This is a genomic window from Streptomyces sp. ADMS (assembly GCF_033441795.1).
Classification (GTDB): Bacteria; Actinomycetota; Actinomycetes; order Streptomycetales; family Streptomycetaceae; genus Streptomyces.
The window spans coordinates 1-23,581 of sequence record NZ_JAVFVX010000074.1; the positions used below are offsets into that span (position 1 = coordinate 1).

The 23,581-nt window shown below is 70.3% G+C and carries 21 protein-coding genes and 1 pseudogene; 13 read left to right on the forward strand and 9 right to left on the reverse strand.

From position 1 onward, the window contains the following. Positions 1-529 precede the first annotated feature (529 nt). The 5 genes from lysS to RB628_RS27405 all read left to right on the forward strand — a co-directional run bounded on the left by lysS (position 530) and on the right by RB628_RS27405 (position 9,430). On the forward strand, positions 530-2,290 hold the full coding sequence (lysS, locus tag RB628_RS27385) for a lysine--tRNA ligase (RefSeq protein ID WP_318323187.1): 1,761 nt from the start codon (positions 530-532) through the stop codon (positions 2,288-2,290). Between the two features lie 376 nt (positions 2,291-2,666). Continuing rightward, positions 2,667-5,954, forward strand: coding sequence for an ALF repeat-containing protein (locus RB628_RS27390; protein WP_318323188.1), 3,288 nt, complete (start codon positions 2,667-2,669; stop codon positions 5,952-5,954). A gap of 36 nt (positions 5,955-5,990) precedes the next feature. Then, positions 5,991-6,422, forward strand: coding sequence for a hypothetical protein (locus tag RB628_RS27395; protein ID WP_318323189.1), 432 nt, complete (start codon positions 5,991-5,993; stop codon positions 6,420-6,422). A 204-nt stretch (positions 6,423-6,626) separates the two neighbouring features. Then, the gene (locus tag RB628_RS27400) at positions 6,627-7,169 is read left to right on the forward strand and encodes a hypothetical protein (protein ID WP_318323190.1); all 543 of its coding nucleotides are present in this window, start codon (positions 6,627-6,629) and stop codon (positions 7,167-7,169) included. Positions 7,170-7,216: 47 nt separating this feature from the next. Then, positions 7,217-9,430, forward strand: a complete 2,214-nt coding sequence (locus RB628_RS27405; protein WP_318323191.1) for a trypsin-like serine protease — start codon at positions 7,217-7,219, stop codon at positions 9,428-9,430. Between the two features lie 89 nt (positions 9,431-9,519). Here the strand turns inward: RB628_RS27405 and RB628_RS27410 are convergent, their stop codons facing one another. The 3 genes from RB628_RS27410 to RB628_RS27420 form a co-directional block, all read right to left on the reverse strand. Next, positions 9,520-10,896: a DUF2637 domain-containing protein gene (locus tag RB628_RS27410; protein WP_318323219.1), complete on the reverse strand. Its 1,377-nt coding sequence runs from the start codon at positions 10,894-10,896 to the stop codon at positions 9,520-9,522. A gap of 106 nt (positions 10,897-11,002) precedes the next feature. Then, the gene (locus RB628_RS27415) at positions 11,003-11,941 is read right to left on the reverse strand and encodes a DUF3558 family protein (protein WP_318323192.1); all 939 of its coding nucleotides are present in this window, start codon (positions 11,939-11,941) and stop codon (positions 11,003-11,005) included. 136 nt (positions 11,942-12,077) lie between these two features. Next, entirely contained in the window at positions 12,078-12,920 is an 843-nt protein-coding gene (locus tag RB628_RS27420; RefSeq protein ID WP_318323193.1) for a DUF3558 domain-containing protein, read from the reverse strand. A 207-nt stretch (positions 12,921-13,127) separates the two neighbouring features. Between RB628_RS27420 and RB628_RS27425 the strand changes: the two genes are divergently transcribed. Together RB628_RS27425 and RB628_RS27430 are read left to right on the forward strand one after the other, a co-directional pair. After that, on the forward strand, positions 13,128-14,321 hold the full coding sequence (locus RB628_RS27425; RefSeq protein ID WP_318323194.1) for an RtcB family protein: 1,194 nt from the start codon (positions 13,128-13,130) through the stop codon (positions 14,319-14,321). A gap of 221 nt (positions 14,322-14,542) precedes the next feature. Beyond that, a pseudogene (locus RB628_RS27430) lies at positions 14,543-15,723 on the forward strand (cytochrome P450). Between the two features lie 21 nt (positions 15,724-15,744). Here RB628_RS27430 and RB628_RS27435 read toward each other — a convergent pair. Further along, positions 15,745-15,909, reverse strand: coding sequence for a hypothetical protein (locus RB628_RS27435; RefSeq protein WP_318323195.1), 165 nt, complete (start codon positions 15,907-15,909; stop codon positions 15,745-15,747). Beyond that, entirely contained in the window at positions 15,909-16,685 is a 777-nt protein-coding gene (locus RB628_RS27440) for an SDR family NAD(P)-dependent oxidoreductase (RefSeq protein ID WP_318323196.1), read from the reverse strand. Before RB628_RS27440 ends, RB628_RS27435 begins: the two co-directional genes overlap by 1 nt. A gap of 243 nt (positions 16,686-16,928) precedes the next feature. On the opposite strand from RB628_RS27440, the gene RB628_RS27445 reads away from it, so the two are divergent. After that, a complete protein-coding gene (locus RB628_RS27445) occupies positions 16,929-17,363 on the forward strand; it encodes an ester cyclase (protein ID WP_318323197.1) in 435 nt (144 codons plus the stop codon). Positions 17,364-17,373: 10 nt separating this feature from the next. Here RB628_RS27445 and RB628_RS27450 read toward each other — a convergent pair whose 3' ends face one another. Beyond that, entirely contained in the window at positions 17,374-17,715 is a 342-nt protein-coding gene (locus RB628_RS27450; protein ID WP_318323198.1) for a YnfA family protein, read from the reverse strand. A gap of 158 nt (positions 17,716-17,873) precedes the next feature. Between RB628_RS27450 and RB628_RS27455 the strand changes: the two genes are divergently transcribed. After that, positions 17,874-18,347, forward strand: a complete 474-nt coding sequence (locus RB628_RS27455) for a hypothetical protein (protein WP_318323199.1) — start codon at positions 17,874-17,876, stop codon at positions 18,345-18,347. 16 nt (positions 18,348-18,363) lie between these two features. Here the strand turns inward: RB628_RS27455 and RB628_RS27460 are convergent, their stop codons facing one another. Then, the gene (locus RB628_RS27460) at positions 18,364-18,636 is read right to left on the reverse strand and encodes a hypothetical protein (protein ID WP_318323200.1); all 273 of its coding nucleotides are present in this window, start codon (positions 18,634-18,636) and stop codon (positions 18,364-18,366) included. A gap of 84 nt (positions 18,637-18,720) precedes the next feature. On the opposite strand from RB628_RS27460, the gene RB628_RS27465 reads away from it, so the two are divergent. Together RB628_RS27465 and RB628_RS27470 are read left to right on the forward strand one after the other, a co-directional pair. Next, positions 18,721-19,458 carry a response regulator transcription factor gene (locus RB628_RS27465; RefSeq protein WP_318323220.1) on the forward strand — a complete coding sequence of 246 codons (738 nt, stop codon included), beginning with the start codon at positions 18,721-18,723 and terminating at the stop codon, positions 19,456-19,458. Continuing rightward, the gene (locus tag RB628_RS27470; RefSeq protein WP_318323201.1) at positions 19,459-20,883 is read left to right on the forward strand and encodes a HAMP domain-containing sensor histidine kinase; all 1,425 of its coding nucleotides are present in this window, start codon (positions 19,459-19,461) and stop codon (positions 20,881-20,883) included. A gap of 193 nt (positions 20,884-21,076) precedes the next feature. On the opposite strand, the gene RB628_RS27475 is transcribed toward RB628_RS27470, so the two are convergent. Further along, positions 21,077-21,397, reverse strand: coding sequence for a 4a-hydroxytetrahydrobiopterin dehydratase (locus RB628_RS27475; protein ID WP_318323202.1), 321 nt, complete (start codon positions 21,395-21,397; stop codon positions 21,077-21,079). Between the two features lie 2 nt (positions 21,398-21,399). Continuing rightward, positions 21,400-22,644, reverse strand: coding sequence for a Twin-arginine translocation pathway signal (locus RB628_RS27480; protein ID WP_318323203.1), 1,245 nt, complete (start codon positions 22,642-22,644; stop codon positions 21,400-21,402). A 112-nt stretch (positions 22,645-22,756) separates the two neighbouring features. On the opposite strand from RB628_RS27480, the gene RB628_RS27485 reads away from it, so the two are divergent. Continuing rightward, positions 22,757-23,158, forward strand: a complete 402-nt coding sequence (locus tag RB628_RS27485) for a DUF6415 family natural product biosynthesis protein (protein ID WP_318323204.1) — start codon at positions 22,757-22,759, stop codon at positions 23,156-23,158. Continuing rightward, on the forward strand, positions 23,155-23,364 hold the full coding sequence (locus tag RB628_RS27490) for a hypothetical protein (RefSeq protein ID WP_318323205.1): 210 nt from the start codon (positions 23,155-23,157) through the stop codon (positions 23,362-23,364). Before RB628_RS27485 ends, RB628_RS27490 begins: the two co-directional genes overlap by 4 nt. Positions 23,365-23,581: the final 217 nt, after the last annotated feature.

Consider the following 23,581-nt stretch of genomic DNA (forward strand, 5'->3'; position numbering starts at 1 on the left):
CCCCCTACGGCCCTGAACGGGCCTTGTCCTCAAACGCCGGACGGGCTGGGGGTGCCCGGCCGTGTAGGGGGTGCGGGCCGGTGTTGGGGGTGCGGGGGGTGCTGGGGGATGTGGGCCGCGCTGGAGGGGCTGGGGGTGCCGGCCGCGCTGGGGGTGCCCGGCCGTGTAGGGGGTGCGGGCCGGTGTTGGAGGGGCTGGGGTGCGGGCGGGCTGTGGTGTGCGGGCCGCGCTGGAGGGGCTGGGGTGTGCGGGCGGCTGGGGGCGCCCGGCCGTGCTGGAGGTGCGGGCCGGTGTGGGAGGTGCGGGGGGTGCGGGCCGGTGTTGGGGGATCGACCCGTGCCTGAGGGGTGCCGCCTGGGTTGTAGAAGCGGCGGGGCGGGTGGGTGGGGGAGAGCGCTGGGCCACAGGGTGCCTTGGGCGCGGCTCGCTGGAAACCCGTTTTCGTGGTTCTGGGGCCACCTGGGAGAATGGACCGGTCAGCCGTCCTACCGTACCGGCTGACCTTGAGGAACTCTCAGAAAAAGAGGACGTGCCGATCGTGGCTCAGAGCACCGAGACCACCGACTGGGTCTCCCGTTTCGCGGATGAGGTCATCGAGGAGTCGGAGCGTCGAGCCCCCGGGAAACCTGTCGTCGTCGCGTCCGGGCTGTCTCCCTCCGGGCCCATTCACCTGGGGAATCTGCGCGAGGTCATGACCCCGCATCTTGTCGCCGACGAGATCCGGCGCCGGGGGTTCGAGGTCCGGCACCTGATCTCCTGGGACGACTACGACCGTTACCGCAAGGTGCCCAACGGGGTCGACGGTGTGGACTCCTCCTGGAGCGAGCACATCGGACGGCCGCTGACCTCCGTACCGGCGCCCAAGGGGTCCACCCACCCCAGCTGGGCCGAGCACTTCAAGGCCGCGATGGTCGACGCGCTCGCCGAGCTCGGTGTCGAGTTCGACGGGATCAGCCAGACCGCGCAGTACACCTCGGGTGTCTATCGCGAGCAGATCCTGCACGCCATGAGGCACCGGGGTGACATCGACGCGATCCTCGACCAGTACCGGACCAAGAAGGCCCCCGGCAATCCCGGCAAGAAGCCTCAGCAGTCCCAGAAGCCTGTCGACGACGCCGAGCTCGAGGCCGCCGAAGGGTCCGGGGCCGCCGGGGAGGACGACGGGAGTTCCGGGTCCGCCGGGTACTTTCCGTACAAGCCCTTCTGTGGTGGGTGCGGCAAGGACCTCACCACCGTCACCGCCTACGACGACGACACCACCGAGCTGGCGTACACCTGCACCGCCTGCGGGTTCTCCGAGACCGTACTGCTGAGCGAGTTCAACCGCGGCAAGCTGGTCTGGAAGGTCGACTGGCCGATGCGCTGGGCGTACGAGGGCGTGATCTTCGAGCCGAGCGGTGTCGATCACTCGTCTCCGGGGTCCTCGTTCCAGGTCGGCGGGCAGATCGTCGGCAGTGTCTTCGGCGGCGAGCAGCCGATCGGGCCCATGTACGCCTTCGTCGGCATCAGCGGCATGGCCAAGATGTCCAGCAGCAAGGGCGGCGTGCCCACGCCCGGCGACGCGCTGAAGATCATGGAGCCGCAGATCCTGCGCTGGCTGTACGCCCGCCGGCGGCCCAACCAGTCGTTCAAGATCGCCTTCGACCAGGAGATCCAGCGGCTCTACGACGAGTGGGACAAGCTCGACGCCAAGGTCGCCGACGGCTCCGCGCTGCCGGCGGACGTCGCCGCGCACTCGCGTGCGGTCCGTACCGCCGGGGGCGAACTGCCGCGTACGGCACGGGCGTTGCCGTACCGGACGTTGGCCTCCGTCGCCGACATCACCGCCGGTGCCGAGGACCAGACGCTGCGGATTCTCGGTGAGCTGGACCCTGCCGATCCGCTCTCCTCGCTCGACGAGGTGCGGCCCCGGCTCGACAAGGCCGAGGCATGGATCAACACGCAGGTGCCGGCCGATCAGCGGACCGTTGTGCGTGACGAGCCCGACACCGAGCTGATCAAGTCCCTCGACGAGCAGGGGCGGCAGTCGTTGCGGCTTCTCGCGGACGGACTTGCCGACAACTGGTCGCTCGACGGGCTCACGCATCTCGTCTACGGCGTGCCCAAGGTCCAGGCCGGCTTCTCCGCCGACGCCACGCCGAAGGAACTCCCGGCCGAGATCAAGGTCGCCCAGCGCACGTTCTTCGCCCTGCTGTACCACCTGCTCGTCGGGCGGGACACCGGTCCCCGTCTGCCCACGCTGCTCCTTGCTGTGGGGCAGGAGCGGGTGCGCGGGTTGCTCGGGGAGTAAACCGTTCCTTTTGTGAAGACAGGGGTCCCGGCGTGTTACGCCGGGACCCCTGTCGTTGATGCCTGCTGCATCCCCTGAAACCGGGCTGATTGTTGTAGATGGTGATCTGTTGGTGAAATCTGCATGCGAACATCAAACTCTTTTCCTCCGAACTCCCGTTGGTATATGTTCGCTTCGCCGCACAGGGGCCCCAAAGCCTTCTGCGTGTCACACGTGAACAGCCCAGGCGAACGGGGAGCCTGGCGCGTCAGTCATCGCTGACCGCCTCTCGGGCATACACGACGGGGAAAAAAACATTCATATGCAAACAGCGTTCTGGAGCAGGCGCCGTGTTCTCGGCACTCTCGCAGGCATAACCGCTGCCACCGCCTCACCCATGGTCCTGGCTCCAGTGGCCCGCGCCGCCACCACGGAGGGCGAGACGCCCGGTCCGCTGGCGCTGCCGGACACTGACCGGGCGAAGGTCGTCAAGGCGTGGCACAACGGCGGAGAGGCCGTCAAGGCAGCCGCGGCCGACGCGCTCTACGGCACCGACGCGGACATTCAGACCTTCCTGACCGAGACGCTCGCGAGGACGACCGCGGAGGACAACCGCGTCGCCGTCGCCACCTACCTGGCCAAGGCGGGCACGGGACTGCGCCGTGAGGCCGTAGAGGCCCTCAACAACGGCGACAGTGACATCGCGGCCTTCCTCGACGGCGGCTACAAGTCCGCCCTGGTCGAGGACCTCCAGGTGGCCACGGCCACCGTCTCGAACGTCGGGGGCAAGGCGGTCAAGCGGGACGCCTCCGCCGCCCTGGACGTGGGCACCCGGGCGGCTCTGGGCGACTTCCTCACCGAGGGGCAGTTCACCGCCCGCCAGGAGGACATGCAGGTGGAGATCGCCACCCTGCTGTTCAACGGCGGTCCCGAGGTGCAGAAGTACGCCGACCGGGCCCTCAGCGGCACTGCGACGGACCTGCAGTGGTTCCTCGACACCGGCCAGCACATCGCCCGCGCCCGGGACCAGGAGTCGGCGACGATCGAGGAACTCGTCGCCGTGGTCGAGCGGGAGGGCAGGCGTGCGCAGTCCCAGACCGACCTGGCCGTCGAAGCCTCCGAGCGGGCGAAGACCGCCGCGCTGAAGGCGAAGGAGGCCGCCGAGAAGGCGGCTGCGGAAGCCGACGCGGCCAAGGACGACGTACAGAAGGCCGGCGCTGCGGCCCGCAAGGCGGCCAGTGCCGCCAAGGGCGCGGCGAATGCCGCCCGCAACGCGATCAGTGCCTCGCACGCCGCCATCACCGCGTCACGTCGGGCCTCCTGGGCCGCGACCGCGGCCGCCCAGGCCGCCGCGACCGCCGGTAACGCCGCCTCCCGTGCGTACAACGCGGCGATCGGCGCGTCCAAGGACGCCTCCAAGACAGCGGCGGCAAAGGACGCCGCCGTCGCGGCCCGCAACGCCGCCGCCAAGGCGCGCTCGGCGGCGACCGCCGCCAACTACGCGGCGGTCGCCGGTGAACAGGCGGCCAACGCCGGTGCCTCGGCCGCCTCCGCGTCCCGCAACGCGGCCGCGGCCGCCGCCGCCTCGGCGCAGGCCGCCGCCGCCTCGGGCGCGGCGCAGGCCGAGGCCGCGGAGGCCAGGCGTCAGGCCGCGATCGCCAGCAGCGCCGCGAACCGCGCCACCAACGCAGCCTCCGCCGCACAGGCACTGGCCAGCGCGGCCGCGACGGCGGCGCGCACGGCGCGCGACGCCGCCAACTCCGCGGCGGCACACGCCGAGAAGGCGGCGGACGCGGCTGACGAGGCGGTCAAGTACGCAGGCCAGGCGCTCGACTACGCGAACAAGTCCACTGCCCACGCCGCCGAGGCGGTCAAGGCCGCCAACACCGCCACCAAGGCCGTCGAGGACGCCATCGCGGTGGAGAAGGCCGCGCGGGACGCGGAGTTGGCGAGGCTGGAAGAGGACAAGCTGCAGGGTCTCGACGAGGCCAGACTGCTTGCCGAGATCGAGGCGGAGGAGAAGGCCGAGTACGAGAACAAGCGCACGCAGGCGCAGCAGACCGAGCAGGCCGTCAAGGACCTGATCACCGGTGCCGAGCAGGCCCTGGCAGGCAGCAACCTGGCACTGGCCGCCACCCTCGGCCGCAAGGCCGCCGTCGGCCTCGTGCAGTCGCAGGGTGCCTGGACCCGGGAGGCCGCGCAGTTCGCCCTGTCCGGCACCGAAGCCGACGTACACGCCTGGGTCGACACCGACCGGTCTCTCGCTCAGGGGCAGGACGACCGCGAGACCGCCCTCCACCTCGCCCGGATCTCCGCCCCCAACATCGGACAGGCGGCGTACGCGGCGCTGGCGAGTGACGCCTCCGACGCAGCGCGGAACTTCCTTACCACGGGGGCGATCGAGGCCGCCGCGGACGACTACCGCGTCAACATCGCCCGCATCCTCAATGACAGACCCGGTTCCGCCGTCAAGGCGGCCGCCCAGGCCGCGCTCGACACGAACACCGCGCAGGCGCTGCAGGACTTCTTCGACACCGTCTACCCGGACGCGATCCGGGAGGACGACGCGGTCGCCGTCGCGACGCTCCTCAACAGCGGCGGTGCCTACACCAAGGCACACGCCGAGGTCGCCCTGGAGGGTCCGACGTGGTTCCGCCGAAACTTCGTCCACCTCGCCCAGTTCAAGACGGCCCAGCTCGACTACGACTCGGCAGCCCACATCGCGGCGATCCGCGGTGCGATCGCGGCAGCGGCGAAGATCGCGCAGAAGGCGCAGGAGGACGCGGCGCTGGCGTCGAAGGCGGCGGCGGAGGCCCGTCAGGCGGCGGCCGAGGCGGCGCAGTGGGCGAACAGGGCCTTGGCTTCGAAGGAGAAGGCCGCGGGCTACGCCACTGAGGCGCGGAACTACGCCGACGCGGCCGACAAGTCCGCCGCCGACGCCCGGGCCTCGGCGAGCACCGCCAAAGCGGCGGCGGCGACCGCACGTGGCGCGGCCCGTTCGGCGAACTACTCGGCGAACAGGGCGATCGACTCGGCTCGCTCCGCCCTTCAGTCCGCCTACAGTGCCCAGGCCTCGGCCGCGAGCGCCCGTCAGTCCGAGCTCCAGGCGGGCCGGGACGAGCGGACGGCGGCTGCCGCGGCCAGCGACGCCCGCCGCATCGTAGTCGTGAAGCGGAGGGCCGAGGCGGCGGAGGCCGCGCGCAAGGCCGCCGAGGACGCCGCGAAGGCCCGGGAGAGCGGGAAGGACCCGGCCGACAGCTCGACCAACGACAAGGTCAACTCGAACGGCACCAGCGGCGACAGTGACGAGTGGTGGAACGACGCCGGGTTCTACGCCGACGCGTTCAACTGGATCAGCATCGGCACCGGGTTCATCGCCGCCGGCCTCGGCCTCGCGAGCCTCTGGTTCCCCCCGCTGGCCCCCTTCGCGGCGGCCTTCGGCTGGATATCCGTCGCGACCGGCGGAGTCAGCGCCGTGTTCACGGGTATCGAGAACGGGTTCGACAGTATCGAGTTCGCCACCGCCGCCATGGGAGCATCCCTGGGTCTCCTCACCTTCGGCCAGTCCAAGTGGATCGGTTCGGTCACCGAAGGATTGGTGTCTCCCCTGACCCAGAAGATCACGCAGGGCGGCTCCGACCTCATTTCCCCGGTCACCGGTCTCATCGGGTCGCTCTTCGGATAGGCGGGCAGCGTCCCGTATGCCGACAGGCAGGAGCCGGTGTCCGTCGCCGGCCCCTGTGTCTCCTCTCGAAAGGACACCGCGCTCGTGCTCGCGTCCCTTGCCGTCGGGTGGCTGTGGCTGATGGCCACGGCGGCCACCGTGGTCCACTGCTCTGCCATGGCGAAGTGGATCCCCCTCCCGAAGTTCCGGACGGTTTATCCGGTCATCATCGTGGGGTGTGGCATCGGCGCGGTCGCGGTCGGCCGGTTCCGCGGGTTCGAGCTGACAGCCATGCTCGCTCTGTACGCGTTCGCCCTGATCGGACTGACAATCGGGCTGTTGCCGAGCCGCAAGCTGTTCATGACGTACGCCCGCGAGATCGGTGAGGGCGTGACGCGGGAAAAGTACGACATCCCGAGCTGGCAAATCGTGTTCTGCGTATTCGCCGTGATCGCCATGCTCGTCGCCGCATTCGCATTGACACGGTGATATCCGGGCGGATCGTTGCCTGAATCTCCATAAGAAACCGTAACGCAGAAGCATTTCAAGATGCGTGCACGAGGCGGGGCTACTCGTATGCCTCTGTCGTGTCGCACGTCGAATGTGGGGGTACTGCGCATTAATTTCGGTGCCCTCACACCCGCGCGCAAAAACACTTCGGATATCTGCCGGAGCGGACAAGTGAGGATTGCAATGAAGGTACGTGCCGTAGAGCCGGCGAAGGCCCACCGGAAGAGACTCATAGGCACCGCGCTGGCGGCCGCGGCAGCGGGCGCCCTGGCCTGGGTCACGGTGGCGGACGGCGCCCCCGCCCAGGAGAGCACCGGCTCCGGGCCGGTCGTGTCCGTCGCGGACGAGGCCCCGGGTTACGCGGTGGAGAACTTCAACTACCCGCAGGCGGACAAGATCCTCGCGGAGAAGAACATCGTGCTCAAGCGCGGGGACGGTCACATCACGCTGGCCGACTGCGTGACCGGCACCGGCCAGCTCGAGGTCATGGCGCGAGACCGGAGCAAGGTCTGTTTCGACGTCAAGGGCACCTCCGGCTGGCTGACCCTGGAGCTTCCCTCCGTCTACCTCATCAAGGGCAACGACTACACCACTCAGGCCGACATGACTGTCGACACCGAGGAACAGACGTACGACATCGAGAAGAACACCTGGACCCCGGTCGGCGAGACCGCGGACGAGCAGACCCGCAAGTGGACGCTCGTCGAGCTCAGGACCTCCAAGTAGCGCCCAGCCGAGTCCTCCTGTCAGATCTGCCACCAAGGAACCCATTCATGCGACACACCAGACCCGTGCGCCTCGCCGCACTGGCCGCCACCCTGACCCTCGGCTCCGCAGCGCTCGCCGCCGGCTCCGCCGCCGCTGTCACCGGCCCCGCAGCCCCCTCCTCCGACACCACCTACGCGTACACCGCGCAGGTCACCGTCGGCGACCACGACCGCGGCTGCTCCGGCGTCCTCGTCGACCGCGAATGGCTGCTCACCGCCGCCAGCTGCTTCGTCGACAACCCGGCCGCCGGCCTCACCGTGCCCGCGGGCAAGCCCGCCCTCAGGACCACCGCGACCATTGGCCGCGCCGACCTGTCCGGCACCGGCGGCGCCGTCCGCCAGATCGTCGAGCTGGTCCCCCGTACCGACCGCGACGCGGTGCTGGCCCGGCTCAACCGCCCGGTCACCAACGTCAGTCCGGTCGCCCTGGCAACCGCCGCGCCCACCGCCGGTGAGGAGCTCACCCTGGCCGGGTTCGGCCGCAGTACGACCGAGTGGGCGCCGCTCAGCCTGCACACCGGCGCCTTCTCCGTGGACGCCTCCACCGCCACCTCCGCCACGCTCACCGGCAAGGACGGCGCGGCCGCCTGCATGGGCGACACCGGCGGCCCCCTGGTGCGCACGGTCAACGGCACCGCCCAGCTGGCTGCCCTGAGCAGCCAGTCCTACCAGGGCGGCTGCTTCGGCATCGACACCGCCGAGACCCGCACCGGTGGCATCGCCACCCGCGTCGACGACCTCGCCTCCTGGGTGAACTCCAGGACCGGCGCCGTCCGCATCACCGACTTCAACTGTGACGCCGTTGAGGACATCGCGGTCTCCGACCCGCGTGCCACCGTCGGCGGCGACGCGGCCGCGGGCGTCGTACGGATCGTCTACGGCGGCGGCAAGGGCACCGCAGAGATCAACCAGGACCTCGACTGGGTGCCCGGTGGCGCCGAGCCCAGCGACTGGTTCGGCGAGTCTCTTTCCACCGTCGACTACGACGAGGACGGCTGCACCGACCTGGTCGTCGGCACCCCCGCGGAGGACATCGGCACCGTCGTCGACGCCGGAATGGTCGACATCCTGCACGGCGCCCCCGGCGGCCTCGGCACCGGCACCAGGAAGAACACCCACCTGGAGCAGGGCTCCGGCACCGGCGGCATCCTCGCCTCGCCCAGTGAGACCGGCGACCGCATGGGCGACTCCGTCGCCGCCGGCACCACCGCCACGGGCGAACCGTTCGTGGTGATCGGCGTCCCCGGTGAGGCGGTCGGCACCGTCGCCAAGGCCGGCGCTGCCTTCTACGTGCACGGCACCACCAGCGTCACCATCAACCAGGACAGCGCCGGCGTTCCCGGCGCGGTGGAGGCCAACGACGGCTTCGGCGGCGCGGTCGCGGCCGACCCCAACTTCTTCGCCATCGGCGCGCCCGGCGAGGCCATCGGCGCGGACGCCGGCGCCGGCAACCTGGCCGTGTTCTCACACACGCTGACCTCCGCGGGAATGCCCACGCCGAAGTTCGGCCTCGACCAGGACCTCGACACGGTCTCCGGCGGCGCCGAGGCGGGCGACCAGTTCGGCTACTCCCTGGCCCTGGCCCCCTATCGCCCCTCCGGCGCGGCCAGTGCCAGCGAGTCGATCCTGGCGGTCGGCGCGCCCGGCGAGGACCTCACCATCGCCGGCGTCGCCAAGGCCGACACCGGCACCGTCCTCACCTTCCGTATCACCGCCGCCGGCACCTACACCCAGCTCAACGCCATCTCCCAGGGCACCGGCGACGACGACGTCGCCGGCACCTCCGAGGCCGGCGACCGCATGGGCGTCGCCCTGTCGGCCATCAACACCGCGCCGCGTGCCGTCAGTACCACGGCGACGATGAAACTGGCCGTCGGCGACCCCAACGAGGCCATCGGCACCGCCGACAACGCGGGCGCCGTCCACACCTTCTCCCTGCTGGGCGCCCCCGGCGCGAACGACCGCTGGCTGGAGGTGGGCGACGGTGACGGCATCCCCGGCACCCCCGGCGCCGCCCAGCAGCTCGGCAGCAGCATCCACTACACCGGCACCAAGCTGTACGTGGGCATGCCGCTCGGCCCCAACACCTACGGCACCCTTTACGCCCTGCCCCACTCCAACGTCACCGCCGGCGGCACCGTCGCCGCCGTGACGGTCTACCAGCCCGGCACCGGCGGCCTCCCGGCCGTCGGCGACCGCTTCGGCTTCGCGGCCCGCTAGGACCCGCGGATACGAAGGCTGGGGCGCCCCGGAGTTCTCCGGGCGCCCCAGCCTTCGTACAGCGGTAGACGTGTGCAGGTTGAAAGGGACTACGCGATGTGGTCGTCCTGCAGCTCCGCCGTGTGGCGGTTGGTGAAGCGGTTGACCATCCGGTCGGCCTCGCGCTGCGGGATCATGGTGCCGTACGTCGCTTCCACATCACCCCTGAACTGGCCCGAGGTCGGGTAGCTGCCGTCTATCGACTTCTTGAAGACCAGGTAGTAGTCCTCCTCCGTCGGCTCCGGGCTGCCGCCGCCCGCCCCCATCTCACGGGTGCGGCCCGGGCCGGCCGGGATCGGGAAGGTACCGGTGTCCTCCGGAGAGGGCTCCGGCGCGGAGACCGGCGGCTCCTCGTACTGCTGCGGGAACATCCGCTGCTCGAAACGCTGCTGCTCGAAACGCTGTTGCTCGTCGAGACGCTGTTGCTCCTCGAACTGCTGCTGGGCCTCGTACTGCTCGTACTGTTCGGCCTGCCGCTGCTCGTCGTACCACTCGTTGTACGCGGTCTCGGGGTCGTAGGTCGGGTCGTACCCGCCCTGATACGCGATGGCCCGGGGGTCCCGCGCCTGGAGCCACGGATTCTGGGGCTCGGCCTGGTCCGGCTGCCCGGGGCGTTCGCCGCCCTCGGGAGCGGGGCGCTGCTCCTGGGCGGGCGCCGGGTTGGTCTGTACGGCGGGCGCCGCCTCCGGGGTGCGCGTGCTCGCGCCCTGGTCGCCTGCCGCCAGGGCAGGCTGCGGAGCCGGGGCCGGAGGCAGCAGTGCCGGTTCGATGCCCGCCGCGGCCAGGCCCGAGGCGGCCGTCTCCGCGAGCGGGACGCCGTAGCGCGCCAGGCGCAGCGGCATCAGGGACTCCACCGGGGCCTTGCGCCGCCAGGCCCGGCCGAAGCGGGCGTGCAGGCGGGCCTGGTAGACGAGACGTTCCTGCTCCAGCTTGATGACCTGGTCGTAGGAGCGCAGCTCCCACAGCTTCATCCGGCGCCAGAGGAGAAACGTCGGCAGGGGGGACAGCAGCCAGCGGGTCAGGCGGACGCCCTCCATGTGCTTGTCCGCCGTGATGTCCGCCATCCGGCCGATGGCGTGCCGGGCCGCCTCCACCGAGACCACGAACAGGATGGGGATGACGGCGTGCATGCCGACGCCCAGCGGGTCCGGCCAGGCCGCCGCGCCGTTGAACGCGATCGTCGCCATCGTCAGCAGCCACGCCGTCTGGCGCAGCAGCGGGAACGGGATCCTGATCCAGGTGAGGAGAAGGTCCAGGGCGAGCAGGACGCAGATGCCCGCGTCGATGCCGATCGGGAAGACGTACGAGAAGTTCCCGAAGCCCTTCTGGAGGGCCAGTTCGCGGACGGCGGCGTACGACCCCGCGAAGCCGATCCCGGCGATGACCACCGCACCGGCGACGACCACGCCGATGAGAACCCGGTGCATTCGTGTCAGCTGCAGTGGCGCGGCCACCCGTGCTCCCCTCCCAGTGCGTGTTGTTGCGCGCAACAGGGTGGCACATGTGTGCGGCGTACGTATTGCCGAGACAAAGTCAGTTCTTCTTCGATGCCGAGGAAGAAGGCGACGTGGATGCCGACCCGGCGGATGCCTTTGACGAAGACGCGCTCGGCTTCGCCGATGAACTCGCCGACCCCGTAGGGGAGTTGGAGGGAACGGGGGTGGCCGCGCCGCCCTCGCCGTTCTCCGACGACACCTTCGCGACGGCCTCCTTGACGGCCTTCGCCGCGGCCTTCGCCAGACTGTCCGCGCTCGGCGTCTTCTCGCCCGCGAGCCCGGCACCGTTGTAGTCGAGGGTCACGACGACGTTCTCGGCCCGGACCACGACCGTCTGCTGCCGGAAGGACCCTTCCTTCTTCTTCAGGTCGTAGCGCACCGACGTCGCGTCGTCGCCCGCCCCGGCAACCGGCTCCGAGGCGACGTTCTTCGCACCCGCCACCGACTGGGCGTCCTCCACCTGGCTCTCGTAGTACGCCTGCGCCAGCTCGTTGCCGGAGCCGCGCGTGGCGGTCGACTCGAAGCGCAGCAGGGACACGTTCAGCCAGCGGAACTGGGAACCCTTCACACCGTTGTTGACGAGGCTCGTCCAGGAGCAACTGCCGCGCGTCGAGACGTCGTTGGACGAACCTTCCTTGCCCGACTTCACACCCTTCGGGACGAGGTCCTCCAGCGTCTTCGTCGTCAGTACCGCGCACGGTTCCGGAAGCTTCTGGTACGCCGCCGCCTGCACGGTCGGAGACGCGCTCACCGTCTCGCCCGCACCGGTGCTCGTCCCCTTCGCCGCGTCGTCGGCGGAACCGGATCCCGACCCGGAACCGGACCCCGAGTCGGAGGAGCAGCCGGCAGCCACCAGGAGGAGGACGGGGACGCCAGTGAGGGCGGCGAGAGCGCGCCGGCGTCGCTTCGTCGTCACTGTGGCGGTCCGGCGGCGCTGGTCTCGCTGTGCGGGTCGGTGCATGGTTCCTTCACTCATCGCGCTGGGGTTCCTGCGGCTCTCGGTTCCTGCGGTCGGATCGGGTCCGAGGGGCCACGGTACGCGGTGAGCGGCGCACGCGGCCTTGCTTCGGTCCCTTCGCGGACGGCCGGTACGAGAGGACGCGGGCCGCCTCTCAGTCGAACGCGCCAGCGAACTGCGAGGCCAGTTTCCGCGCCCTGTCCTGCATTTCCTTGCTGTCCGGCGCCGTGCCGAGCGTCCTCGGCTGCTCGACGTACTCGATGGTCACGATGACGTTGGACGTGCGGAACGCCACAGTTACCGTGCGCTGCTGGGCCGTTGAACCGGCGGCGTTCAGCTCGTCGTCGAGGAACGCCTCGTCGCCGAGACCGTCGAGGAGACGGGGCTGCAGTGCGGCGGCCGACTCGGCGTCGGCGTCCGCGTCGGGGGAGACGGAGGCCGAGGCCGAGGCCGCGTTGGTGGAGGTGGAGGTGGCGGAGGCGGAAGGGGAGGCGGAGCCGGACGCGGAAGGGGACGCGGACTCGGTGGGGGTGGCGGAAGTGACGGGCTCGGGGAGGTCGGCGTCCGCCACCTTGATCGCGAAGAGCTCCGTCGCCTTGCTGTCGTCGCTCACGGAGTTGTCGTACGAAACGACCCGTTCGAGGTCGACGAGGAGATGGTCGGTGGCGTCCGTGGACTCCACCTTCCAACGGCAGCCGACCTTGCGGTCCGTGTTGTACGTCAGGGTCGACTCGCCCGCGTAGGCCTGCTCGCGCTGATCCTCGTCCGTGAGCTGTCCGATGCCGGGCAGCAGCGAGTCGAGGGCGTCGTTGCTGATCGCGCCGCAGGGCTCGGGGAGCGTGAGGTACCGGCCGGGCTGGGCCGCGGCGGTCGTGGTGCCGGCGTCGCCGGGCTTGGAGTCCTCGGCGGTGTCACCGCTGCCCGAGCCGCCGGTGCAGCCGGCCAGCAGCGCCGCGATGAGGGCGGCGACGCCGGGGACGTAGGCCTTCCGCTGCACGGTCAGGTTCCTCTCGACGATCTTTGCGGGGCGGTGCTTGCTCCAGTGTCCCCGCTGGTTAATCACTTGCCGCGCGGGGGCGTCACCGGCAGACAATGTGTATCGCACGCACCACCGTGAACGCCGGTCCGGCATCCCTTTCGTTGACCTTGGCGACGGTTTTGCGATTAGAGACTTCTGTTGGTTTTTCGGGGGAATGAGGGCGACATGTCGTACGTGGAAGTGCCGGGCGCGAAGGTTCCCATCCGTATGTGGGCCGATCCGGCGTCGGTCGAGGACGTCGCGATGCAGCAGCTGCGGAACGTGTCGACGCTGCCGTGGATCAAGGGTCTCGCCGTCATGCCGGACGTCCACTTCGGCAAGGGGGCGACCGTCGGGTCGGTCATCGCGATGCAGGGTGCGGTGTGCCCGGCCGCGGTGGGGGTGGACATCGGCTGCGGAATGTCGGCCGTCAAGACGTCGCTGACGGCCAACGACCTGCCGAGTGACCTGTCGCGGCTGCGGTCGAAGGTCGAGGAGGCGATTCCGGTGGGGCGGGGGATGCACGACAGTCCCGTCGATCCGGGGCGGCTGCATGGGTTCGTCACCGGGGGGTGGGACGACTTCTGGGGGCGGTTCGACGGGGTCGCGGAGGCGGTCAAGTTCCGTGAGGAACGCGCCACAAAGCAGATCGGAACGCTCGGCGGAGGAAACCATTTTGTCGAGGTGTGCACGGATACGGACGGACATGTCTGGCTGATGCTGCACTCCGGTTCCCGCAACATCGGCAAGGAACTGGCCGATTTCCACATAGGAGTGGCCCAGAAGCTCCCGCACAACCAGGGGCTGGTCGACCGCGACCTCGCCGTCTTCATCGCGGACACCCCGCAGATGGCGGCCTATCGCAACGACCTCTTCTGGGCGCAGGAGTACGCGAAGTACAACCGCTCGATCATGATGGCGCTCCTGAAAAACGTGATCCTCAAGGAGTTCCGGAAGGCGAAGCCGACCTTCGAACCCGAGATCAGCGCTCACCACAACTACGTGTCCGAGGAACGGTACGAAGGCATGGATCTCCTCGTCACCCGCAAGGGTGCGATCCGGGCCGGCTCCGGCGAGTACGGGATCATCCCGGGCTCGATGGGCACGGGTTCGTACATCGTGAAGGGCCTCGGGAACGAGAAGGCCTTCAACTCGGCGTCCCACGGTGCCGGTCGGCGTATGAGCCGTGCCGCGGCGAAGCGGCGCTTCTCGACGAAGGACCTGGAGGAGCAGACGCGGGGCGTGGAGTGCCGTAAGGACTCCGGTGTCGTGGACGAGATCCCGGGAGCCTACAAGCCGATCGAGCAGGTCATCGACCAGCAGCGGGATCTGGTGGAGGTCGTGGCGAAGCTGAAGCAGGTCGTCTGTGTGAAGGGCTGAGTGCGGGAGGCGTTCGTCCTCGCGTGTGCGGGGCCGGGCCTGGCGGCATGACTTCGGCGTGACCTCGGTCACGGATGCGTGCCGTCAGGTTCCTGTCCGGGGTTTGTCAGGGAGGCGCGATTCGATGGCGCCGCACGTCCTTGTCCCCCACCACGAGGAGCGTCGGCGCTGTGACAACTTCCCCTGCACACGAACCGGTTGAGGAAATCTCCGAGTTTCCCATGCCCCGGGATTCCGCCTGTCCGTTCAACCCGCCCCCGGAGCTGCTGAGGCGGGATGCCGAGGAACCGGTGTCCAAGGTTCGGCTGTGGGACGGGAGTACGCACTGGCTCGTCACTCGCTACGAGGATCAGCGTGCCCTCTACGGCGATCAGCGGCTCAGTGTCGACACGACCCGGCCGGGGTTTCCGTATCTCAACGAGGCGTTCCGGGAGGTCGCGGCCAAGACGCCGCCGTCGTTCCTCAACATGGACGACCCCGACCACGCCCGTATCCGCCGGATGGTGACGGCCTCGTTCGCCGTCAGGCGGATCGAGGCGCTGCGGCCGGCGATCCAGCGGGCGACGGACGAGCTGATCGACGGGATGCTGGCGGGTCCCAACCCGGTGGATCTCGTCGAGGCGCTGGCCCTTCCGCTGCCGTCGCTGGTGATCTGCGAGCTGCTCGGCGTGCCGTACGAGGACCACGACTTCTTCCAGAGCAACAGCAAGGTCGGTCTGCGCCGGGACGTGACGCCGGAGGAGGTGCGGACCGCCAGTGGTGCCCTCTTCCAGTACCTGGACCGGCAGTTGGACAGGAAGATCGCGGATCCCGCCGACGACATGCTCTCCGAGCTGGGCGCGCGGTTCCAGGCGGGCGATCTCACCCGCCTCGAAGCCGTCATGCTGGGCCAGTTGCTGCTCGGCGCCGGTCATGAGACGAGCGCGAACATGATCGCGCTGGGGGGCCTGGCGTTTCTGGAGCACCCCGAGCAGCTCGCGATCGTCCGCGACTCGGACGATCCGAAGGTTCTGGCGAGCGCCGCGGAGGAGATGCTGCGTTACCTGACGGTCGTTCACAGTGGGCAGCGCCGGCTGGCGCTGGAGGATCTGGAGGTCGGCGGGCAGCTCGTCCGGGCCGGTGAGGGCGTCATCATCCCCGGTGCGACCGGCAATTGGGACGCGGACCGTTCCCCGACCCGAAGAAGCTGGACGTCACCCGCGACGCCCGCCGTCACATGGCCTTCGGCTTCGGCATCCACCAGTGCCTGGGCCAGCCGCTGGCCCGCCTCGAACTCCAGGTGGTCTACGGCACGTTGTTCCGCCGTATCCCCGACCTACGCCTGGCCACCGGGCTGGAGAGGGTCCCGTTCAGAAACGACGGCATCGTGTACGGGGTGTACGAGTTGCCGGTCGCCTGGTAACCAGCGTCCCCCGTAGGGGTGTTACTCCGCGTGGGTCACCGCGTAGATCATCACGAACGCCACGAGGTGGATGCCGAAGAGGAAGTACGCGAGGTAGAACCAGACGATGCGTTCGCGTTTCTTCTCCAGGGCCAGGTGCTTCTGCTCCTGGTCCCTGGCGTTCGTCTGCTCCGCGTCGTCCGTCATCACGCGTCCCTGTGGACCTTCGTGTTGGACGCCTGCGCGCGGGGGCGCAGGACCAGGAGGTCGACGTTGACGTGGCTCGGGCGGGTGACCGTCCAGGTGATCGTGTCCGCCACGTCGTCCGCGGTGAGGGGTTCGGCGACGCCCTCGTAGACCTTGGCGGCCCTGTCCGTGTCGCCGGAGAAGCGAGTCAGGGCGAACTCGTCAGTCTTCACCATGCCCGGCGCGATCTCGATGACCCGGACCGGGGTGCCGACGATCTCCAGGCGCAGTGTCTCGGCGAGGACGTGGGCGCCGTGCTTGGCGGCGACGTAGCCTCCGCCGCCCTCGTACGTGCCGTGCCCGGCGGTGGAGGAGACGATGACGATCGTGCCGTCGCCGCTCGCCGTGAGCGCCGGAAGGAGGGCCTGGGTGAGGTTGAGGGTGCCGATGACGTTCGTCTCGTACATCTGGCGCCAGTCGGCCGGGTCGCCGGTGGCCACCGGGTCGGCGCCGAGTGCGCCGCCCGCGTTGTTGACGAGGACGCCGATCGTCTTGAACGCGGTCGCGAACTCGTCCACGGCCGTGCGGTCGGTGACGTCCAGGGGGTACGCCGTGGCCTGGCCGCCCGTGGCGGTGATCTCCTCGGCCAGCGCCTCGATCCGGTCCTTGCGGCGGGCCGTCAGTACGACGCGGTAGCCGGCCGCGGCGAGCCGGCGGGCCGTCGCGGCGCCGATTCCGCTGCTCGCGCCGGTGACCACGGCGATGCGGGAGGCGGCGGACGGGGCGGCGGTGGCCATGGGACTGCTCCTCGGGGTGCTGGGGGTGCTGGGGGTGCTGGGGGTGCTGGGGGTGACGGGGTGCGGAGGGTGACGGGGTGCGGGGGTGAGGGGGTGCTGGGGGTGAGGGTTGCGCTGCCCAGGATAGGCAGGCCGGGTCGGTGGGCGGCGGGGTGTCCGGGGGGTGGGCCGGTGCCGGGCTGCCGGGAGGCGGCGGTGGTGGGAAAATGTGGAGTGGGTGATCCGCGGCAGTGGAGGTGGATCATGGGAGAAGCACGCGATGTCATGGACCGGCTCACGGAGGCGCTCACCTCGGCGTCCGACCTGAAGGCCGTCACCGAGCTCTACGCGCCCGACGCGGTCGCCTTCACCCCCGACGGCGGGGAGATCCACGGGCGCGACAACATCGTCGAGTACTGGCGGCAGATGACGGACGCGCTGCCCGAGGCCACGTTCGAGTCCGTTCACGCGTACGAGATCGGCGACACCGCCGTCGACGAGGGCTACTTCAGCGGGCGGAACACCGGGCCGATCCCGTTGCCCTCGGGCGAGTACCTGCCCGCGACGCAGAAGGAGGTCCGCATCCGGGGGGTCGACATCGCGACCGTCCGGGACGGCCACATCGTCGACTACCGGCTCTACTTCGACCAGATGGAGTTCCTGGGGCAGCTCGGGCTGCTGCCCGACGAACTCACCTGAGAGGTCCGGTTCAGTCGCCTCGCGGGGCGTACATGATCACGGCCATGCCCGCGAGGCAGATCAGCGCGCCCGTCACGTCCCAGCGGTCCGGGCGGTAGCCGTCCGCCACCATGCCCCAGGCCAGTGAACCGGCGACGAAGACACCGCCGTACGCGGCGAGGATGCGGCCGAACTCCGCGTCGGGCTGGAGCGTGGCGACGAACCCGTACGCGCCCAGGGCCAGCACGCCCGCGCCGATCCACACCCAGCCGCGGTGCTCCCGTACGCCCTGCCAGACCAGCCAGGCACCGCCGATCTCGAACAGGGCGGCGACCACGAAGAGGGCTGCGGAGCGGAGGACCACTGACGACATGGGGGCAGCTTCGCATGTCCCCTCTCGGTCCCCTCTCCGAAGCTCCACCGTCGCCGTCACCTGTTGGAGGGCGCCTGCCGGGCGCGTCAGGTGGGATATATCGCTTCGTCACTCGAAGACGGTCTTCGGGGCGAGGCGAGGCGAGGAGTGGAGTGGGCATGAGGGTTTGGGTGCGTGGGCTGGTGGCGGGTGCGGTGGCTCTTGGTGTGGTCGGGGGCGGGGGGTTCGCCGGTGCCGACACCGGTGGGCCCGAGGCCGATCTCGCCTATCACGGGGCCGTCTCGCTGGACCATGGGCGGCTCGACCTGCGGGTGACCCCGCGCAATCACGGGCCGTCCGCCGTCGCCGACGCGACCGTGCGGCTGACCCTGTCGGCTCCGCTGGCCGCCCGTCAGCAGTTGCCGCACGGGTGTGCGCGGCTCGGGGCGCGGGTGGTCGTGTGCCGTACGGGGGCGCTGGCCGCGGACGGTGTGGGCGATCAGATCGGGCTCCGGCTGCGGCTGCGGGGCACGCCCTCCGAGGCGCTGCTGGAGATCGACACGGTCTGGGGCGGCGATGTCGTGGACCGCAACCGGGACAACGACCAGCAGCGCGTGCTCGTGCTCGACACCGGGGACGCGTACTACTTCTGACGGTCGCTGCGGACGCCTACCGTTTCCGGCCGGCGCGCGGGGCCACCGTCACCTCCGGGATGGTGCCTCCGCAGCGCGGTACGGCGTCCAGGGTGCGCAGGAACTCGGACACGTCGAGCAGGTCGCCGGTCAGATAGCCGCTCTGCCGCCAGACCGGTACGACCTCGGCCGCGTACGTCGTGTCCCAGCCGTTGTCGAACTCGGTGCCGGAGTCCCCGTCGCCGCCGCAGTCCCTGACCACGAACCGGGTGAGGCCGACGGAGAGGTGCTCGACCCGGTACGCCTCCACGAGCTTCTCCAGGGTGCCCTGCGGCCGTGAGGGTGAGAGGCGGGTAAGAGGCCCCCTTGGCACACTGGGCGGGTGTCGCAAACCGTGCTGCTCGCTGAGGACGACCGTGCCATCCGCCACGCCCTGGAGCGGGCCCTGACGCTGGAGGGCTACCGGGTGACCGCGGTCGCCGACGGGGTCGAGGCGCTCGCCCAGGCGCATCGCACTCCGCCGGACGTTCTCGTCCTGGACGTGATGATGCCCGGCATCGACGGGCTCCAGGTGTGCCGGGTGCTGCGCGCCGAGGGCGACCGTACGCCGATCCTGATGCTCACCGCGCTCGTGGAGACCGCCGACCGGATCGCCGGCCTGGACGCGGGCGCCGACGACTACGTCGTCAAGCCGTTCGACGTCGAGGAGGTCTTCGCCCGGCTCCGCGCCCTCCTGCGGCGCACCGGGACCGGCGAGCAGCGACTTCCCAGGGGAGTCGCCCCTCTCGGCGTAACCGTGTCCCCCGTACCGAAGGAACCCACCGTTCCCGAGCGGCAGCTCGCCGCCGCCGGGCTGCGGATGGATCTCCAGGCGCGGCGTGTGTGGCGCGGGGCGCGAGAGGTGGAGCTGACCCGGACCGAGTTCGAGCTGCTGGAACTGCTGGTGCGCAACGCCGGGATCGTCCTCGACCACTCCACGATCTACGACCGTATCTGGGGCTACGACTTCGGTCCGGGCTCGAAGAACCTCGCCGTGTACGTGGGTTATCTGCGCCGCAAGCTCGACGAGCCGGGCGCGTCGCAGCTGATCCACACGGTGCGAGGCGTGGGTTACGTCCTCCGGGAGGACTGAGTGACCCTGCGGAGGGCGGGACTGGCCTCGTTGCGGACCACCTTCGCCGTGTCGTTCGCCGCGGTCGCGGCAGGGGTGACGGTCCTGGTCGGGTTCCTGTCGTACGACGCCGCCGCGCGGCTGGTCCGGGTGGACCAGCAGTCCGCCTTCGCCGAGGTCGTGCAGGACCTCCAGGACGAGGTGCGGAACAACACGATGACCCCGCAGGACTTCTCGTCGTCCGCGCCGGGGCACGACATCGTCCGGCCCAGCCGTACCGATGTGCAGGTGCTCGGGCCGGGGGGAGAGGTGGTCGACAAGGGCAGTCCGGGGCTGCCCGTCACCGCCGAGGACCGCCGGACCGCCGCCTCCCCGGTCGCCGGGCTGGCCGTGCAGCACAAGGACGTCGACGTCGGCCAGGACGTCTACCGCATCGCGACCGTCTCGCTGGGCGGCGAGCGGGGCGAGGGGCGGGGCGCGGTGCAGGTCGCGCAGGAGTTCAGCGACACCGAGGACCTGCTCCGGGAGCTTCAGCAGCGCACGGTCCTGATGGTCGTCGCGGTCGTCGTCGCGGCCGGGTTGTTCGGGTGGTGGCTGGCCCGGCGGATCACGCACCGGCTGCGTATCCTCGCGTCCGCCGCCGAGGACGTCGCCCGTACCCGCCGGCTCGGCATCCAGGTGCCGGTCGCCGGGTCCGACGAGGTGGGCCGCCTCGGCCGGTCCTTCGACCGCATGCTGGGTCGGCTCGCCCAGTCGGAGGAGGACCAGCGCCGGCTGGTCCAGGACGCGGGGCACGAGCTGCGCACCCCGCTCACCTCCCTCCGTACGAACATCTCGCTGCTGCGCCGCATCGACGAACTGCCGCCCGCGACCCGGGAGGAACTGGTCGCCGACCTCGCCCTGGAGGCGCGCGAACTCACCGATCTGGTCAACGAGTTGGTGGACCTGGCCGCCGGCCAGTCGGACACCGGGCCGAAGCAGTGGATCGACCTCGCCGACCTCGCGGACGAGGTCGCGGTGGTGGCCCGGCGGCGTACCGGGCGGCAGGTCGTCGTACGGGCGAGCGGGGACACCACCGCCGACGCCCGTCCCGCCGCGCTCCAGCGCGCGCTCTCCAACCTCGTCGAGAACGCGGCCAAGTTCGACCGGGGCGGCACGACGCCGATCGAGATCGTGGTCACCGGGCCGGAGCGGGCCCGGCAGGGCGTGCGGCAGGGTGCGATCCGGGTGGAGGTGCTCGACCGGGGGCCCGGAGTCGCCGAGGGCGATCTGCTGCGCCTGTTCGACCGGTTCTACCGTGCCGCGGACGCCCGTAGCCTGCCCGGTTCGGGACTCGGGCTGTCCATCGTCCGCGAGGTGGCGATCGCCCACGGCGGTGCGGCCTTCGCCAACCAGCGGGACGGGGGCGGGGCGGTCATCGGGTTCACGGTGGGCGGAGAGGGGTGAGTGTAACTTCCTTAAGACGATGGAAGCGCCCCGGTGTTCTTCCATGAGGTTGGTGGCGCCGTTGGACTACTACGACAACGGCACGATCGACGGGAGCTTCGGCTGACCTGTCGCATGCAGAGGCCCCACTCGGGATGCGGTTCGAGCGGGGCCTTCGTCATGCCCAGCGGTACTCGTCAGCGTGTACCCCTCGTCAGTCGTCGAGAGGCTCGGCCATGTGCGCCTTGGCGATGGCGTCGATACGCCGGGCCAAGTCGAAGTCGGCGGCCGTCAACCTGTGTCCGGCATCATGCGTCGTGATCGCGAACCGCACCTTTCCCCACCGCAGGTCGATATCCGCGTGGTGGCTGATGAGCCGCTCAACGTCGGCAACGTGCACGATCATCGCCACTCCACCGTGGTAGCGGATGCCGAACGTGCGGGTGATCTCATCGCTCTCCCGGCGCCAGCCCGGTACCTCTCGCAGGGCCGCTTCGATCTCGTCCTCCGTCAGCGGCACGGGTGCGTCTGCCACGCTCAGCTCCCCTCGGTCACGGGCGCCAGAACCTCGGCAAGATCCTGGCCGACCGGGGCATCCTGCCACGGTCGCATCGCCCGCTGGAGGGTGTCCAACTCCCGCCGCATGCGCTCCGACCGGGTCTCGACGGCGATGTCCACCACCGTGCGGGCGATCTCCAACGCATGGTCCGGCTCGCCTGCCCCGGCCGCCGCGGTCGCATGCCGGGCGAGATACACGCCACGGTCCCGGCGGGCCGTCTCGGGGACGATGCCGAGGACTTGGTCCCACAGGGAGACGGCCTCGGCGCCCAGGCCGAGTCGCCCGTAGCAGGTGGCGCGCTGCACTTCGAGGTAGCCGGGCGTCCGCCGGCAGGCGTTGCCCCACGGAAGGTCGTCATCGACCCGGCCCAGGAGTCCGTCCGCCTGGTCGATGAGCCGGTCCACTGCCGTCCGGTCACCGGTGAGACTGGCACCGTGGGCCTGCTGCTGCATGGCCATGATGCGCACCTTCGGCACCAGACGCGCGGAGTCGTCGAGGGCCACCTCGCACAGGTCGATGACCGCGTGCCCGTCCCCGAGGTCGGTGCGTACCTGCGCCTGGTTGACGAGGGAGTAGCCGATCAGGTGCGGGTCGCGGGAGCGCATCGCGATCTCCTGCGTGACGCCCCGCCAGAAGTGGGCTCCGTCCATGTCGCCGGCGTCCTGGTACAGCCAGCCGACGAGCGCCGCGTAGGCCGCACCGACCCGGAGCAGGCCGCGCCTCGTCTCACCCCGCGCCGACCGGATCAGCTTGTCGATCAGCTGGTACTGGGCGGACACCGTGCCGATCAGGTCGTGCGGGCCGAGGAGCATGTCCGCCCGGTAGTGGCCCTCCAACTGCGTCTGGAAGTAGTCGATCAGCGCGGGGTCGACGTGCTGCGGGGCGACGGGGCCAGGGACGAGCGCGGCGGCGGTGACGGACACGAACGCGCGGCGCTTCACATCTGCCTCTTCGTGGTGCTCGGGGCGGATCCAACCGGGCGGGGTGGTGAATCCGAGGTCTTCGGGCCACCGCCCGAGCGCGTCATGGATGACGATCGCGGTCTCCTCGGGTGGCCAGCCGGGGCGGTCGCCCTCCCAGCGGCGCCAGGTGCGCGCGGAGACGGTGAACTGCCGGTCGTCGAGGAGACGTTGCCCGTGCTCGGAGAGTTTGGCGGCGGCCTGCTCGATGGTCCGCCAGCCCACCCGGAGCCGTGCGGCTCTCAGAGCGTCGTTGTGGCTCATCCGCCCAGCATGAGGTGTCATCGCGCCTGCCTGTGGCCATGGCCGCTACGTGGCCGCGCATGGCCACGCCACGGCCTAGTTGCGTCTCACCGTGCCCACCCATCATCGCGTTGTGGCTACAGGACGTACGCAGAACGCGGCAGACGGCACCGATGCGGGGCGAGACCAGCGCCCGCCGGACATCGAGACGATGCGCGACAGCGCGCGGATACTCCTCACCGAGGGGGCCGAGCCGCCCGCGCCCGACAAGCTGGACACGCTCACCGTCGCGCTGCGCGGCCACATCCACCTGCTCATCCCTGAGGTGGCGAATGCCGCAGCGCGGGAGCCGAAAGACAGCATCCCCAAGTACTGCGCCCTCGCCTGCATCGGCGAGGCGCACACCAAGCTGCGCCTGGACGACGACAGCGCGCTGCCCGTCTTGGCCTTGGCACGGAAGCTCGCCCGCGTCGTCAACGCCCTGTGCGACCACTACGAGAACCTGAATGACGTACGCCCGGCGGCCGGCCGGTGAGCGGCTCCGGGTTCACCCTCGACGACATCGACCGCATGTCCGCCGAGTGCGCGGTCGCCCTCCGGCCCGAATACGAGGGCGTGCACGCGACGTGCCGCCAGACCGAGGACATTCCCCTGCCGCACAGCACGGGAATCCTCCTCCAGGCCCGCTGCCGCTGCGCCTGCCACAATCCGATCGCACAGGCCATGCCGTCGGACGACTGACGGCTCAGTAGCCCCTGCTCCCGACGGAACGGGTCGGTGGCAGGAAGGTGGCCGTCCCTGTTCCCCCGATCGGGGACGGTCACCGTACGAACGCCCGTCCGTCCTCAGCACCCCAGGCTCATTGAGGGCGGGCGGGTCACCCCACCGGACAGGCGTAGCGCCACTGGTCGGGAAGGGTGCGCCCCACGCGAGCGGGCATCGTGGGGTACTCGCTGAA

What these genes read in the sequence shown, in the direction of transcription:
- RB628_RS27450 (WP_318323198.1), bottom strand. Translation starts at nt 17,715, where the DNA reads ATGTCGTCAGTGGTCCTCCGCTCCGCAGCCCTCTTCGTGGTCGCCGCC.
- RB628_RS27415 (WP_318323192.1), bottom strand. Translation starts at nt 11,941, where the DNA reads ATGAGTGAAGGAACCATGCACCGACCCGCACAGCGAGACCAGCGCCGC.
- RB628_RS27455 (WP_318323199.1), top strand. Translation starts at nt 17,874, where the DNA reads ATGAGGGTTTGGGTGCGTGGGCTGGTGGCGGGTGCGGTGGCTCTTGGT.
- RB628_RS27390 (WP_318323188.1), top strand. Translation starts at nt 2,667, where the DNA reads ATGGTCCTGGCTCCAGTGGCCCGCGCCGCCACCACGGAGGGCGAGACG.
- RB628_RS27480 (WP_318323203.1), bottom strand. Translation starts at nt 22,644, where the DNA reads ATGAGCCACAACGACGCTCTGAGAGCCGCACGGCTCCGGGTGGGCTGG.
- RB628_RS27445 (WP_318323197.1), top strand. Translation starts at nt 16,929, where the DNA reads ATGGGAGAAGCACGCGATGTCATGGACCGGCTCACGGAGGCGCTCACC.
- RB628_RS27425 (WP_318323194.1), top strand. Translation starts at nt 13,128, where the DNA reads ATGTCGTACGTGGAAGTGCCGGGCGCGAAGGTTCCCATCCGTATGTGG.
- RB628_RS27435 (WP_318323195.1), bottom strand. Translation starts at nt 15,909, where the DNA reads ATGACGGACGACGCGGAGCAGACGAACGCCAGGGACCAGGAGCAGAAG.
- RB628_RS27405 (WP_318323191.1), top strand. Translation starts at nt 7,217, where the DNA reads ATGCGACACACCAGACCCGTGCGCCTCGCCGCACTGGCCGCCACCCTG.
- RB628_RS27410 (WP_318323219.1), bottom strand. Translation starts at nt 10,896, where the DNA reads ATGCACCGGGTTCTCATCGGCGTGGTCGTCGCCGGTGCGGTGGTCATC.
- RB628_RS27440 (WP_318323196.1), bottom strand. Translation starts at nt 16,685, where the DNA reads ATGGCCACCGCCGCCCCGTCCGCCGCCTCCCGCATCGCCGTGGTCACC.
- RB628_RS27400 (WP_318323190.1), top strand. Translation starts at nt 6,627, where the DNA reads ATGAAGGTACGTGCCGTAGAGCCGGCGAAGGCCCACCGGAAGAGACTC.